Here is a 13863-nt window from a genome sequence, read left to right as displayed (position 1 = left end):
GTCGTCGGTGGCTACTGCGGCCAGATGCCGCTGGTGCCGCGCCGGTGGGAGCCGAGCAGGTGGGTGTCGACGATGCCGATGGCCTCCATGAGCGCCCACATCGTCGTCGGCCCGACGAAGGTGAACCCCTTGCGCTTCAGGGCCTTGGACAGGGCCACCGACTCCGGCGCCGAGGTCGGCACCTCGGCCATGGTGCGGGGCCGCGGGGTGGCCGCCGGCTGGAAGGACCACACGAACGCGGCCAGGTCGCCCTCGGGGTCGTCGCGCAGCGCGAGGGTGGCCCGGGCGTTGGTGATCGTCGCGGCGACCTTCGCGCGGTTGCGGACGATCCCGGCGTCACCCATGAGGCGCTCGACGTCGCGGTCGTCGAACGCGGCGACGGCCTTGGGGTCGAAGCCGGCGAACGCCTCGCGGAAGGCCGGTCGCTTGCGCAGGATCGTCGCCCACGACAGCCCCGACTGGAAGGCCTCGAGGGACAGCCGCTCGAACATCCCGCGTTCGTCGCGCACCGGCATCCCCCACTCGGTGTCGTAGTACTCCCGCAGCAGCGGGTCGACCGATGCCCACGCGGGCCGAGCGAGCCCGTCGTCACCGACGACGATTCCGGGCTCGCTCACGGCCGGATGCCGGTCACGGCCGGACGCTGGTCAGCGCGCGGCACCGCTCACGACCGCTTCAGGGTGATGATCGGAACCTCGGGGGGAGCGGCCACCCGGATCGCCGGCCCCCACGCCCCGGCACCACGCGAGGTGATGACGGGGGTGCCGGCGACGTCGCCGCGGCCCTCGAGCATCGGCTGCTGAAGGGGCACGAGGTAGTTGATCGGCCACATCTGACCGCCGTGGGTGTGCCCGGAGACCTGGAGGTCGACGCCGCGGCCCTCGACCTCGAAGGCCTGCAACGGCTGGTGGGCCGCGAGCAGCGTGAAGCCTTCGGGGTCGACGCCGGCCAGGGCAGCGTCGTAGTCGGGTGCGAAGACCCCTTCACCGATGGCGTCGTGAACACCCGCGAGCACCATGGTCGCCCCACCGCGCTCCAGCGGCACGGACTCGTTGCCCAGCACGACCAGGCCGACGTCCTCGAACGCCGACACCCAGTTGACGGTGTCCTCGAACATCTCGTGGTTGCCCGTCGTGGCGAAGACACCCAGCGGGGCGCGCAGGTCGGCCAGTGGCGCGAGCTCCGGGGCGTAACGCTCGGCCGTGCCGTCGACGAGGTCGCCGGCCAGCACGATGAGGTCGGGCTCCTGCTCGTTGACCAGGTCGACGACCTGCTGGGTGAAGGCAGCGCTGCGCACCGCCCCCGCGTGCACGTCGGTGATCAGGGCGACCTTGGCCCCGTCGAACTGCGCCGGCAGCTGCGGGGAGGCCAGCTCGAACTGACTCACGCTCGGATTGGCTGCCTCGACCGCCCCGTAGGCGGTGACCCCGACCGCGACGGCCGCCACGAGGGGCGACGCGATCGCGTTCAGGCGACGCCGGGCGGAGCGGCCGTGGTCGTCGTGGCGCCAGCCCACCAGCCAGATCGCGACGCTCGCGAGCCACACCGGGACGAGTCCGAGGAAGAGGTAGAGACAGCTGGCGAGGAACGCCTGGCCGAGCCAGGCCACCGGCCGCATCTGGGCGGGCGTGAACGAGCCACCCCAGACGTCGAACCCGGCGAACGCGAACACCGTGAGCACGACGAGGACCGCCGCCACGACATACCTCACCCAACGGCGGCGCCACCCGGGGGCGATCGCCAGACGGTGCCACACGAAGGCGATGAAGCCCCCGAAGACCCCGAGCGGGATGAGGATGAGCCAGGAGCTCATGCCGCCTTGTCGGCCAGGGCTGCGCGGATGTCGTCGGCGAGGTCACCGGGCTCGGTCGTCGGCGCGTAGCGGCTGATCGGCTGACCGTCGCGGCCGACGAGGAACTTCGTGAAGTTCCACTTCACCCGGCCACCGAGCAGGCCCTTGGTCTCCGCCTTCAGCCACTCGAAGAGCGGGTGCGTGTCGTCGCCGTTGACGTCGATCTTCGCGAACATCGGGAAGCTCACGCCGTAGTTCATCTGGCAGAACTCGCCGATCTCGTCCTCGGTGCCGGGCTCCTGGCTGCCGAACTGGTTGCAGGGGAAGCCGAGCACGACGAGGCCGTCGTCCTTGAACTCCTGGTAGAGGGCCTCGAGGCCTTCGTACTGGGGCGTCAGGCCGCACTTGCTGGCCGTGTTGACGACGAGGACGACCTGGCCGGCGTAGTCGGAGAGGTTGCGCACCTGTCCGGTGAGGGTCGTGGCGCTGAAGTCGGAGAGAGTGGTCATGAGGTCATCGTCACACGAGGCACCGACGCGCACGCAGTCGTGACGCCCCCGGTGGGCGCGAGGTTCGACACGCTCCGAGGCGAAATACGCTGACCCGGTGTCACCCCCGCACGCCCGCCCCCTCGATGTCGACGTCCTCGTCGTGGGTGCTGGCATCGCCGGGGTCGACGTCGGCGCCCGGTTGGGCATGCACTGTCCGGGCACCGCCTGGGCCGTGCTCGAGTCGCGGGATGCCGTCGGCGGCACGTGGGACCTGTTCCGCTACCCCGGCATCCGGTCCGACTCCGACATGTACACCCTCGGCTTCCCGTTCCGGCCCTGGCGGGGGGAGGCGTCCCTGGCGTCCGGGGAGCAGATCCGGCAGTACGTGCAGGACACGGCGCGCGAGTTCGGGGTCACCGAGCGCATCCACCACGGGCAGCGGGTCGAGCGGCTCGACTGGTCGTCGGCTGACGCACGCTGGACGGTGACGGCACGCACGGATGCCGGGACGGTGCGGCACACGGCGCGGCTGGTCTACCTCGCGACGGGCTACTACTCCTACGAGCGCGGGCACGTCGTCGACTTCCCCGGTCAAGGGCTGTTCGACGGCCCGGTCATCCACCCGCAGGCGTGGCCGCAGGACCTGTCGGTGCAGGGCAGGCGGGTCGTCGTCATCGGCAGCGGCGCGACGGCCGTGACCCTGGTGCCGGCGCTGGTCGAGGCGGGGGCCGCGCACGTCACCATGCTCCAGCGCAGCCCGAGTTACGTGGCGGCGGTGCCCAGCCGCGACCCCGTGGCCACCCGGGTTCGGCAGGTGATGCCGGATGCCGTGGCGCACCGCGTCGTGCGCGGCAAGAACGTCGCACTGTCCACCCTCGGCTACCAGGTGCTGCGGCGGTATCCGGATGCCGGGCGTCGCCTCCTGCGCCGACGGATGGAGCGGGCGCTGCCCGCCGGCTATCCGGTGGAGGAGCACTTCACCCCGACGTACGACCCCTGGGACCAGCGCCTGTGCGCCGCTGCGGACGGCGACCTGTTCAGGGTGCTCGGCGACGGGCGGGCGAGTGTCGTGACGGCGAGCATCGACGCGTTCGAGCGCGACGGCATCCGGCTTGCCGGTGGCGAGCACCTGCCGGCGGACGTCATCGTGACGGCGACCGGGCTGGAGATGGAGTTCGGCGGGGGAGCGCGGGTGTTCGTCGACGGGGCGGAGGTCGATGTGTCGAGCGGTCACGTCTACAAGGGGCTGATGCTCTCGGACGTGCCGAACATGGCCATGGCCGTCGGCTACACCAACGCGAGCTGGACGTTGCGTGCGGACCTGTCTGCGCGGTGGTTCTGCTCGCTGGTGCGGCACCTGGACCGGCGCGGGTTGTCGGTCGCGACGCCGCGCTACCGCGAGAGCGACCCGGTGGATGCGCCGATGCTCGACCTGACGTCGGGGTACGTGCAGCGCTCGGCGCACCTGCTGCCCAAGCAGGGCAGGCGTCGGCCGTGGAAGGTCGTGCAGAGCTACGTCTACGACCTCGCGGTCATGCGGCTCGGCCGGATCGACGACGGGCACCTGGAGCTCAGGTGAGCGATCAGGTGAGGTCGGCCAGGGTGGCGACGAGCGGGACGAGGGCACGTTCGGCCCCGTCGTCGACCTCGTCGAGCCACTGGTGGGCGAGGTCCTGGAGCATGGTGTTGACCGTGTCGAGGTAGTCGCGACCATCCTCGGTGATGTCAGCCCGGCGGACGCGGCCGTCGAGGTAGGTCCCGCTGCGCACCGTGAGACCGGCCTCCTCGAGGCGGTTCAGGATGCGACACACGCGCACCGTCGAGATGCGCAGGTACTCGGCGAGGTTGACGCCGTAGGAGGGCTTGTCAGCGATTCGCCGCAGGGTGTCGAGTTCCATGGGGGTGAGCTGTGGAGTGGCCGTGGCGAGGAGCCGTGCCACGTCGGCATCCATGGCCGCGCTGGCCTGCCGGGTCAGGATGGCGAGGTTGCGGAGGTCCTCGGGGTCGGGCCGCTCGAGCCGGCGTGCGATGTCGACACGTTCGCCGTGGCGCTCGACGAGGTGGTGGCGCAGGCGTTCCCAGGGTTCGTTCCACTCACGTTCGCCGGGCCCGATGCTCCGGCTGCGTGCCCAGTCTTTGCCCTTCCTCGGCATGGTCGGCTCCCCCCGGTTCGTTGTGCGTTGGGCCATCATCACTCGGCGCGGAGGCGAGTTTGCGGTTGTCCACAGCCTCAGATGGGTGGATGCCGATGCCGACCAGGAGGCAGCGGGTGGAAACGGTGGCTGTGGGCGCCGGAGTGCGCTGGTGGCTGGTACCGGTGGGTTCGGGCCGGGGGCGGGGGGCGCATGGCTGGTGCGAGAGTGGTGCGAATTCTGAGAGCCCGGGAGTAGGTACCTCGCCCAGCGTCCTTGCGCCGGCGAAGGGATTCCTTGCGACGCGCAAGGGGTGTGGCGGTCGCGCGAGGTTTGTGTGGACGTCGTTGCCCGGGTCAAGGGATTCCTTGCGACGCGCAAGGGTGCGCCGGTCTGCGGCCGAATCTGGGGAGGTGCTTGCTCGATGTGAGGGATTCCTTGCGATGCGAAAGGACTCTCCACGAGGTACCCAGGGGTCGGCTCTCAGGAAACGTCGGACGCGACCGGCTCCAGTCAACCCCGCACACCGAGAGACGTTCACCGGCCGGGGTGCCATGATGCGGCGCATGCCCGCACCTTCCGCACCCGCGACGACGGCGCCTCGCGCCGCGACGAGGTCCCAGTGAGCGCATCGCTCGGCATCGGCCTGGCAGCGCTGCTCACTGCCGCCATCATGGCCACCAACCTCTGGGCGGTCGTGCGCGACCGGCGTGATGTCGAACGGATCACCAAACCCGCCGCGATGCTCACCCTGCTGGCCGTGGCGGCGCTCGCGGGAGCCGGCGCCGTTGCCGCCTACATGCTCGTCATCGGCGCCATGGCGGTCATCGGCTGGGCCACCGGGCTGCTGCTCGTCGGGCTCGGCGTGAGCCTGTTCGTCGTCAGCGACACGGTGCTGGCCCTGGGCCGCTTCGTCGAGCCCCGATCGTGGACCCGCCCCGTGACGATGCTGACCTACCACGGCGCGCAGGCCCTGATCGTCGCCGGCCTGCTGACCTGACGGTGGCGGCCTGCTGGCCTGACGGTGGCGGCCTCGACCCACCCGCTGCGATACCCTGACCCGGTGACCACGGTGCTCCTGCTTACCTAGCCGCGACGGCCACCCCAGCCGCGCGGCGACCCCTCCTGAGCGAGGGGTTTTTTCATGAGCGCACCACCGAGCACCAGCGCACGACGACACGACGAACGAGGACGAGATGAGCGAGACCCCGTACCGCTACACCGCCGAGCTGGCCGGGCAGATCGAGGTGGCCTGGCAGGACCGCTGGGAGCAGCGCGGCACCTACCACGCCCCGAACCCGGCCGGCCCCTGGGCAGACCCCGAGGGCGTTGCCGCCCACTCCGGCGGGCACCTGCTCGTCCTCGACATGTTCCCCTACCCGAGCGGCGCCGGCCTGCACGTCGGCCACCCGCTGGGTTACATCGCCACCGACGTCTTCGCCCGGTACAACCGCATGCTCGGCAAGAACGTCCTGCACTGCCTCGGCTACGACGCGTTCGGGCTGCCGGCCGAGCAGTACGCCGTGCAGACCGGCCAGCACCCGCGCAAGACCACCGAGGACAACATCGTCATCATGGCGCGCCAGCTGCGCCGCCTGGGCCTGGGCCACGACGACCGCCGCGCCATCCAGACCATCGACCCCGACTACTACCGCTGGACACAGTGGATCTTCACCCAGATCTACGACGCCTGGTACGACGCGGATGCCGTGCGCCCCGACGGCGGGACGGGTCGCGCCCGCCCCATCGCCGAGCTGGAGCAGGAGTACCGCGACGGGACCCGCCCGCTGCCCGGCGGTGAGGACCGCGCGTGGGACACGTTGAGCGCGAGGGAGCGGGCCGGCATCCTCGACGCGTCGCGCCTGGCGTACACGAGCGAGGCGCCGGTGAACTGGTGCCCCGGTCTGGGCACGGTGCTCTCCAACGAGGAGGTCACCAACGACGGCCGCTCCGAGCGGGGCAACTTCCCGGTGTTCAAGCGCAACCTGCGCCAGTGGATGATGCGCATCACCGCGTACACAGATCGCCTCGCCGACGACCTCGACCGGGTCGAGTGGCCCGAGAAGGTCAAGATCATGCAGCGCAACTGGATCGGGCGCAGCCACGGCGCAAAGGTCACCTTCCCGATCGTGCGTACCTCCGGTGACCCATTGGTCGATTCAGGAATGCCGGATGCCGGGATCGAGGTCTTCACGACCCGTCCCGACACGCTGTTCGGCGCCACGTTCATGGTGCTGGCCCCCGAGCACCCGCTCGTCGACACGCTCGTCCCCGCAGGTGGCTGGCCCGAGGGAACCAAGCCCGCGTGGACCGGTGGCGCCGACACCCCGGCTCAGGCCGTCGCGGCCTACCGCCTCGCGGCCTCACGCAAGAACGACATCGAGCGCCAGTCCGAGGGCAAGGACAAGACCGGTGTCTTCACCGGTGGCTGGGCGACCAACCCGGTGACGGGCACCCGTATCCCGGTGTTCATCGCCGACTACGTGCTCATGGGCTACGGCACCGGCGCCATCATGGCCGTGCCCGCGCAGGACGAGCGCGACTGGGACTTCGCCACCGCGTTCGACCTGCCGATCATCCGCACCGTGCAGCCCTCGCAGGGGCACGACGAGAACACCGCCTTCACCGGCGACGGCCCGGCGATCAACAGCAGCAACGACGACATCGACCTCAACGGGCTCGGGGTGGCGCAGGCCAAGGAGCAGATCACCGCCTACCTGGCCGAGCGGGGCCTGGGCGAAGCGACCGTCACCTACAAGCTGCGCGACTGGCTGTTCAGCCGCCAGCGCTACTGGGGCGAGCCGTTCCCGATCGTCTTCGACGAGGACGGTGTCGCCCACGCGCTGCCCGACGAGATGCTGCCGGTCGAGCTTCCCGAGGTGCCCGACTACAGCCCGAAGACCTACGACGCCGAGGACGCCAGCAGCGAGCCCGAGCCGCCGCTGTCGCGCGTCCCGGACTGGGTGGAGGTCGACCTCGACCTCGGTGACGGCCGCGGCACCCGCCGCTTCCGCCGCGAGACCAACACCATGCCCAACTGGGCGGGGTCGTGCTGGTACTACCTGCGCTACCTCGACCCGGCGAACGAGAGCGCTCTCGTCGACCCCGAGAACGAGGCGTACTGGATGGGCCCGCGCCCCGAGCCGGTCACCGGCGCCCCCGCTGGCACCCGCGACCCGGGCGGTGTCGACCTGTACGTCGGTGGTGTCGAGCACGCCGTGCTGCACCTGCTCTACGCCCGGTTCTGGCACAAGGTGCTGCACGACCTGGGCCACCTCAGCAGCGACGAGCCGTTCCGCACGTACTTCAGCCAGGGCTACATCCAGGCCCCGGCGTTCACCGACAGCCGTGGCCAGTACGTCGAGGCCAAGGAGGTCACCGAAGGTGTCGACGCCGACGGTCACCCGGCCTTCACGTGGAACGGGGAGCCGGTCACCCGCGAGTTCGGCAAGATCGGCAAGTCGCTGAAGAACATGGTCAGCCCCGACGAGATGTACGCCTCGTTCGGTGCCGACACCTTCCGCCTCTACGAGATGGGTCTGGGCCCGCTCGAGCAGAGCAAGCCCTGGGACACCCGGGCTGTGGTCGGCAGCCAGCGCTTCCTCCAGCGGCTGTGGCGCAACGTCGTCGACGAGGAGAGCGGCGAGGTCGTCGTCGTCGACACCCCCATCGACGATGCGACGAACCGGGTGCTGCACCGCACCATCGACGCCGTGCGCGCCGACTACGCGGGGCTGGGCTTCAACACGGCCATCGCCCGGCTCATCGAACTCAACAACGCCCTGACCAAGCTGCCCGGGGGAGTGCCTCGCGAGGCCGCCGAGCAGATCGTCCTCATGGTCGCGCCCCTCGCGCCGCACATCGCCGAGGAGCTGTGGGCCCGACTCGGACACACCGAGTCGCTGGTCCACGAGGCGTTCCCGGTGGCCGACCCGGCCCTGCTCGTCGAGGACACCGTCACCTGCGTCGTGCAGGTGCGCGGCAAGGTTCGCGACCGCATCGAGGTGCCGGCCGACATCAGCGAGGACGCCCTGCGAGAGCTGGCGCTGGCGAGCGAGAGGGTCCAGGCGGCGGCGCCGGACGGCATCCGCACGGTGATCGTGCGGGCGCCCAAGCTCGTCAACGTCGTTCCGGCCTGACGCGCCCCCACCCCGGAGGTTTATCGGGTGACCCGATAATCCCGATCCTCACCCGACAAGGCTTCCCGGGTGAAGTAGGGCGTTGCCGGGGGAAGTTGCGCCTCGGCTCTGCTCAGCTGCGAAACGTGCGGCGGATGCCCTGCCCGGCTGCACATCTCGCGACGTGGACCCGGGATGCCGTGGCGCGGCATCCGCTTCTACGCTTGCCCACGTAGGTCATGAGTGCCAGCGACAAGCCCCGGCTCGTTGGTCAGCAACCCTCCTTCCGCGGTGGGGTGCTCCGGGTGACGACCTGGTCGACGTCGAAACCGGCGCCGGCAAGCGCGGATCACGGGGTCACCCGAGGTCCACAGTCCCGACGGAGACCTCCATCGTGTCGATCGCCCCGAGCACCCAGTCCCACTCCATCCACCGCCGCCCCAGGCTGCGGGCCGTCCCCGACGTCGACCTGCTCGCCCCTCGCACCGGGTCGGATGCCGTCGCGCGCCTCGCGCACCCGTCGCACCCGTCGCACCGGGGCGCCGCCGGCCTCGACCACGCAGGCCTGCCCCCGGTGGTGCGCGCCGGCCTGGTGCCCACCCTGTCCGGAGACTGGGTCGACTACGCGAACCTGGACCACGCGGCATCCACGCCTGCGTTCGAGCGGGTCGCTCAGGCCGTGGAGTCGGCCACCCGCACGTACTCCAGCGTCCACCGCGGCACGGGGTGGCTCTCGCGGGTGACCAGCGCCCACTACGAGGCGGCTCGCGACGAGGTGGCCCGCTTCGTCGGTGCGCGTGAGGACGACGTCGTCGTGTTCACCCGTGGCACCACCGACTCGGTGAACCTGCTGGCCCGGGCCCTGCCGCGCAACACCACCGTCATCGTGTTCAACTCCGAGCACCACGCGACGCTGCTGCCGTGGCCGAAGCGAGGAACGGTGCGCCTGCCCGTGCCCGGCAGCGCCCGCGACGCCGAGGTGCTGCTCGAGAGCGCCCTTCGTGACCTGCCGGCCGGCACGGCTCGGCGACCGCGTCAGGCCCTCGTCGTGCTGACGGCGGCGAGCAACGTCACCGGCGAGTTCTGGCCGGTGGAGTCACTGACGGCCATCGCCCGTCGCCACGGCGCGCGCGTGCTGCTGGACGCCGCGCAGTCGGCCGCCCACCGGCCGATCGACCTCGCGGCGCTCGACGTCGACTGGGTCGCCTTCTCGGGGCACAAGCTGCACGCCCCGTTCGGCACCGGGGTGCTTGCCGGGCGCAGCGACTGGCTGGATGCCGCGGCGCCCTACCTCGCGGGTGGCGGCGCGACCGCGCAGGTCACGGCCGAGGCGACGCGCTGGGCGACGGGTGCTGCCCGCCACGAGGCCGGCAGCCCGAACGTGCTCGGCGCCGTGGCGCTCGCGGCTGCGTGCGCGACGATCCGCGAGCACCGGGCCGCGATCGACGCCCACGAGGCTGCACTCACGACGGCCCTGCGCGCCGGCCTGCGGGCCATCGACGGGGTGCAGACCTACTCACTGTTCGGTGAGGACACCGTCCGCGGGCCGGTCGTGACGTTCACCGTCGACGGGCTCGACAGCCAGCTCGTGGCGGCGGCGCTGTCGGCAGAGCACGGCATCGGGGTGCGGGCCGGCAAGTTCTGCGCGCACATCCTCGTCGACACCCTGCTCGAGGAGGGGTCGGACGAGCACGACAGCGCGGTTCGTGTCAGTGCCGGCCTGGCGAGCACCCCCGAGCACGTGGCCCGGCTGGTGGCGGCCGTGACGGCGCTGGCGGCTGACGGACCGGGCGCCGAGTACGAGCTGACGCAGCAGGGCTGGGCGCCGGTCGATGACACCCGCGAGCTGGACGCGCCGCTGCCCTGGTGAGCGATCGGCGCTTCGGCGGCCGACGACTTGGTGCTCCGGTGGCCCATCGCGGGGCTGGTGACCCGACCCTGCTCGAGGCTGAGAGAGGGGCATAGGGGTGCTGTCAGGAGACCTTTCGCCGCGCAAGGACTTCCTTGTCGGGCGCAAGGACTCCTGACAGCACTGGTACCCGGGCTCACAGGTTCGAGCTGGAGCGGCGCCATGTCACCCCGCGTCGGAACAGTTCTCGCCCCCACGCGGCGCAGGTTTCGCCCCACGTCGGCACAGACCTCAGGTGTCGGTGGCGCCCATCGCGACGAGACGCTCCACGACGCTGGTCAGCCCTCGGGCCCGAGCAGCCTGCAGCGGGGTCTGACCCTCGAGCACGGAGATCAGGGTCGGGTCGGCGCCGTGGTCGAGCAGCAGGTGGGCCATCCGTTCGTGCCCGAGGTCGATGACGGCGACGAGCACGGTCGACTGGTACTCGGCGTGCGAGAAGTTCACGTCGACGCCGCGGGCCAGGTGGTGCAGCACGAGGTCCTCGTCGCCGGCGCACGCGGCGCCGAACATGTCCTTCCAGTCGCCAGCAGCCATGCGGCAGAGGTTATCCGGGAAACGCCGCGCCACTGGGGTGGTCTGCGCGTCCGTGACGGTGCAGAGTGAGACTCCACGGAGGTGACGCCGGTCACAGCCGCTCCCGAGGAGGACCCATGGCCGATCTCGACACCGGACGACTGCTCGCAGCCCTCGAGCCCGTGGCGGAGGAGAACCTCAACCGCCACCTCGCCACCGCCCAGGAGTGGATGCCGCACGAGTACGTCCCCTGGTCCCTCGGCCGCGACTTCAAGGAGCTCGGCGGTGAGCCGTGGTCGGTGGAGCAGTCCCAGCTGTCGCCGATCGCCCGCACGGCGCTCGAGGTCAACCTGCTCACCGAGGACAACCTTCCGAGCTACCACCGCGAGATCGAGCGCGCGTTCGGCCGCGACAGCGCGTGGGGGGCCTGGGTGAACCGCTGGACCGCCGAGGAGGGCCGCCACGCGTTCTGCATCCGCGACTACCTGCTCGTCACGCGTGGGGTCGACCCCGACGAGCTCGAGCGGGCCCGCATGGACACCATGGAGACCGGTTACGACTCCGGTGACAAGCCGCTGCTCAACGTCTGCGCCTACGTCTCCTTCCAGGAACTGGCCACCCGGGTCTCGCACCGCAACACCGGCAAGTTCACCGACGAGCCGATCGCGGAGAAGCTGCTGATCAGGGTCGCCAAGGACGAGAACCTGCACATGATCTTCTACCGCAACATCATCCAGGCGGCGCTCGAGCTGACGCCCAACCAGACGATGCGGGCGATCACCGACGAGGTCGTGAACTTCCAGATGCCGGGCGCGATCATCCCCGGCTTCGGGCGCAAGGCCGTGCAGATGGCGATGGCCGGCATCTACGACCTGCGCATCCACCACGACGACATCGTCCAGCCGCTGCTGCGCCAGTGGGGCATCTGGGAGCTCGAGGGCCTCGACGCCGACGGTGAGGCTGCCCGCGACCAGCTCGCCGCGGCCGTCGCCGCCCTCGACGCTGAGGCCACCCGCTTCGTGGAGAAGCGCGAGGAGCGGGCGGCCAAGATCGCGGCACGCAAGAACGCGTGACCTGCCCACCGGCATCCGGCCGCTGCGACCTGTCGGGGCGGCGACCGACGACTACCCTGCTCGGGTGAGCACCGCCCTCGTCACCGACTCCACGGCCTACCTGCCGTCCGCGCTGCTCGACGGTCTGGACATCCGGGTCGTGCCGCTGCACGTCGTCGTCGGCGGGCGCACCCACTCCGAGGGCGTCGACATCGACCCCGCGGCCGTGGCGGCCGCCCTGCGAGCGTTCACCCCGGTCACGACGTCACGGCCCACCCCGGCGGCGTTCATCGACGCCTACGAGGCGGCGGCGGCCGCCGGCGCCGACTCGGTGGTCTCGGTGCACCTGTCCGAGGCGATGTCGAGCACCATCGGCAGCGCCCACCTCGCCGCGAGCGAGTCGCCGATCCCGGTGACGGTCATCGACTCGCGAGCACTCGGGATGGTGATGGGATTCGCGGTGCTCGCGGGGGCGCGGCTGGCCGCTGGCGGGGCATCGGCCGGGGAGGTCGCGGATGCCGTTCGCGCCACGTGCGCAGGAGCGAGCGTCATGTTCTACGTCGACACCCTGGAATACCTGCGCCGCGGTGGGCGGATCGGCAAGGCCGGGGCGATGCTCGGTTCGGCCCTGGCGATCAAGCCGATCCTCGGGCTGCGCGACGGGCAGATCGTGCCGCTGGAACGGGTGCGAACGTCGTCACGGGCCATCGCCCGTCTCGAGGAGCTCGCGGTCGATGCGGCCCAGGCTGCGGGTGCTGCGGATGCTGGGGGTGCCGGGGGTAATGGCGGCGGAGTCGATGTCGCCGTGCACCACCTCGACTCACCGGAGCGCGCCGAGCGACTGGCCGAGCGGTTGCGGGCGCGGCTGGGGCCGGGCACCGAGGTCGTCGTCGTCGAGCTCGGTGCCGTCGTCGGGGCGCATGTCGGGCCGGGAACGCTCGCCGTGGCCGTGGTGCCCCGCGTCGTGCCGCTCGTACCTCCGGGTGCGCCGCCTGCGGTGGCGCGCTGATCGATGGGCCTGTACGTCATCCAGCTGTGCGGCGTCGCCGCACTCAGCTTCCTCGTGGGATCGATCAATCCCGCGACGATCCTCGCTCGCGCACTCGGCCGTGACCTGCGGTCGTCCGGCTCGGGGAACCCCGGGGCGACCAACGCGGCCCGGGTGCTGGGCCCCCGCTGGGGGGTCGTCGTGCTGCTCCTCGACGTCGCGAAGGCGTGGCTGCCGAGCCTGCTCGTGCTGCGCAGCATGGGCACCCTGGCCGCCATCGTCGCCGGCACCGCCGTCGTGCTCGGGCACATGTTCAGCCCGTTCCTTCGTGGCAAGGGCGGAAAGGGAGTGGCCAGCGCACTCGGGGCGCTCCTCGCCATCGCGCCCTGGGTCGCGCTCGGGGCGGTTGTGGTGTTCGTGCTGGCCAAGACGGTGCTGCCGTTCGTCGGTGAGGCCTCCGTCGTGACGATGCTCGTCGTCGCCGCCGTCGGGGTGGCCGCCGTGGCGGGGGTGGTGCCCGGTGTCTCGCAGCTCGTCGGGGGGTGGCTCATCGTGCTGCCGCTGCTCGTGCTCTCGCGCCACCAGCGCAACATCCGGGCGTGGCTGATGCGTCGCAAGCGCCGCCAGGCCTGACTGGTGGCGCTGACGGTCGAGCCTGACCGCTGGTGCTGACAGTCGAGTTCTGACCAGCAAGCCTGACCGGTGAGCTGTGACCGCTGGCGCGGAGCGGGTGGTTGTCCACAGGGGGCGTCTCGGCGGGGTGTCGTCCACAGGCCGCGGGATCGAGGCGGCGGCGACCGCTCGGCGTTCGTACGGTCGATGCATGTCACGCCGTCACCCCGTCGAAGAGCTCTCACCGCGCGCACTG

Annotated in this window: 12 protein-coding genes and 1 riboswitch; of the genes, 7 read left to right on the top strand and 5 right to left on the bottom strand. The window is 71.2% G+C overall.

Features of this window, described 5'->3' with window-relative positions:
* Positions 1 to 11: 11 nt before the first annotated feature.
* From C8E84_RS05025 to C8E84_RS05015, 3 genes are read right to left on the bottom strand one after another with little or no spacing between them, the layout of a single operon-like run.
* The gene (locus tag C8E84_RS05025) at positions 12 to 617 is read right to left on the bottom strand and encodes a DNA-3-methyladenine glycosylase I (protein WP_159900018.1); all 606 of its coding nucleotides are present in this window, start codon (positions 615 to 617) and stop codon (positions 12 to 14) included.
* 47 nt (positions 618 to 664) lie between these two features.
* Positions 665 to 1813, bottom strand: a complete 1149-nt coding sequence (locus C8E84_RS05020; RefSeq protein ID WP_159900016.1) for a metallophosphoesterase — start codon at positions 1811 to 1813, stop codon at positions 665 to 667.
* Positions 1810 to 2301 carry a glutathione peroxidase gene (locus C8E84_RS05015; protein WP_159900014.1) on the bottom strand — a complete coding sequence of 164 codons (492 nt, stop codon included), beginning with the start codon at positions 2299 to 2301 and terminating at the stop codon, positions 1810 to 1812. The genes C8E84_RS05020 and C8E84_RS05015 overlap by 4 nt, the downstream gene beginning before the upstream one ends.
* A 97-nt stretch (positions 2302 to 2398) precedes the next feature.
* Here C8E84_RS05015 and C8E84_RS05010 point away from each other — a divergent pair, with 97 nt between their 5' ends.
* Positions 2399 to 3862, top strand: coding sequence for a flavin-containing monooxygenase (locus tag C8E84_RS05010; RefSeq protein WP_159900012.1), 1464 nt, complete (start codon positions 2399 to 2401; stop codon positions 3860 to 3862).
* A gap of 4 nt (positions 3863 to 3866) precedes the next feature.
* Here C8E84_RS05010 and C8E84_RS05005 read toward each other — a convergent pair whose 3' ends face one another.
* Positions 3867 to 4436 (bottom strand): MarR family winged helix-turn-helix transcriptional regulator, encoded by a 570-nt coding sequence (locus C8E84_RS05005; protein ID WP_159900010.1) that lies wholly within the window; start codon positions 4434 to 4436, stop codon positions 3867 to 3869.
* Positions 4437 to 5037: 601 nt separating this feature from the next.
* Here C8E84_RS05005 and C8E84_RS05000 point away from each other — a divergent pair.
* The 3 genes from C8E84_RS05000 to C8E84_RS04990 all read left to right on the top strand — a co-directional run bounded on the left by C8E84_RS05000 (position 5038) and on the right by C8E84_RS04990 (position 10403).
* Positions 5038 to 5415: a lysoplasmalogenase family protein gene (locus tag C8E84_RS05000; RefSeq protein ID WP_159900008.1), complete on the top strand. Its 378-nt coding sequence runs from the start codon at positions 5038 to 5040 to the stop codon at positions 5413 to 5415.
* Positions 5416 to 5611: 196 nt separating this feature from the next.
* Positions 5612 to 8554 carry a leucine--tRNA ligase gene (gene leuS, locus C8E84_RS04995; RefSeq protein WP_159900006.1) on the top strand — a complete coding sequence of 981 codons (2943 nt, stop codon included), beginning with the start codon at positions 5612 to 5614 and terminating at the stop codon, positions 8552 to 8554.
* A 214-nt stretch (positions 8555 to 8768) separates the two neighbouring features.
* Positions 8769 to 8884, top strand: a riboswitch (SAM riboswitch).
* Positions 8885 to 8927: 43 nt separating this feature from the next.
* Positions 8928 to 10403 carry an aminotransferase class V-fold PLP-dependent enzyme gene (locus C8E84_RS04990; RefSeq protein ID WP_246196792.1) on the top strand — a complete coding sequence of 492 codons (1476 nt, stop codon included), beginning with the start codon at positions 8928 to 8930 and terminating at the stop codon, positions 10401 to 10403.
* Between the two features lie 270 nt (positions 10404 to 10673).
* Here the strand turns inward: C8E84_RS04990 and C8E84_RS04985 are convergent, their stop codons facing one another.
* Positions 10674 to 10976, bottom strand: a complete 303-nt coding sequence (locus C8E84_RS04985) for an ankyrin repeat domain-containing protein (RefSeq protein ID WP_159900004.1) — start codon at positions 10974 to 10976, stop codon at positions 10674 to 10676.
* 116 nt (positions 10977 to 11092) lie between these two features.
* Between C8E84_RS04985 and C8E84_RS04980 the strand changes: the two genes are divergently transcribed.
* The 3 genes from C8E84_RS04980 to C8E84_RS04970 all read left to right on the top strand — a co-directional run bounded on the left by C8E84_RS04980 (position 11093) and on the right by C8E84_RS04970 (position 13628).
* Positions 11093 to 12028, top strand: a complete 936-nt coding sequence (locus C8E84_RS04980; protein ID WP_159900002.1) for an acyl-ACP desaturase — start codon at positions 11093 to 11095, stop codon at positions 12026 to 12028.
* A 64-nt stretch (positions 12029 to 12092) separates the two neighbouring features.
* The gene (locus C8E84_RS04975; protein WP_159900000.1) at positions 12093 to 13016 is read left to right on the top strand and encodes a DegV family protein; all 924 of its coding nucleotides are present in this window, start codon (positions 12093 to 12095) and stop codon (positions 13014 to 13016) included.
* 3 nt (positions 13017 to 13019) lie between these two features.
* Positions 13020 to 13628, top strand: a complete 609-nt coding sequence (locus tag C8E84_RS04970; protein WP_159899998.1) for a glycerol-3-phosphate acyltransferase — start codon at positions 13020 to 13022, stop codon at positions 13626 to 13628.
* Positions 13629 to 13863 lie beyond the last annotated feature (235 nt).

Source organism: Ornithinibacter aureus (genome assembly GCF_009858245.1).
In the GTDB taxonomy this organism is placed as follows: domain Bacteria; phylum Actinomycetota; class Actinomycetes; order Actinomycetales; family Dermatophilaceae; genus Fodinibacter; species Fodinibacter aureus.
Note: the sequence above shows the minus strand (reverse complement) of the source record. Positions and strands in the feature narration are given on the sequence as shown.

Excerpts from the sequence above, each read along its gene's own strand:
- C8E84_RS04980 (WP_159900002.1), top strand. The coding sequence starts at position 11,093 with ATGGCCGATCTCGACACCGGACGACTGCTCGCAGCCCTCGAGCCCGTG.
- C8E84_RS04985 (WP_159900004.1), bottom strand. The coding sequence starts at position 10,976 with ATGGCTGCTGGCGACTGGAAGGACATGTTCGGCGCCGCGTGCGCCGGC.
- C8E84_RS05015 (WP_159900014.1), bottom strand. The coding sequence starts at position 2,301 with ATGACCACTCTCTCCGACTTCAGCGCCACGACCCTCACCGGACAGGTG.
- C8E84_RS04970 (WP_159899998.1), top strand. The coding sequence starts at position 13,020 with ATGGGCCTGTACGTCATCCAGCTGTGCGGCGTCGCCGCACTCAGCTTC.
- C8E84_RS05005 (WP_159900010.1), bottom strand. The coding sequence starts at position 4,436 with ATGCCGAGGAAGGGCAAAGACTGGGCACGCAGCCGGAGCATCGGGCCC.
- leuS (WP_159900006.1), top strand. The coding sequence starts at position 5,612 with ATGAGCGAGACCCCGTACCGCTACACCGCCGAGCTGGCCGGGCAGATC.
- C8E84_RS05020 (WP_159900016.1), bottom strand. The coding sequence starts at position 1,813 with ATGAGCTCCTGGCTCATCCTCATCCCGCTCGGGGTCTTCGGGGGCTTC.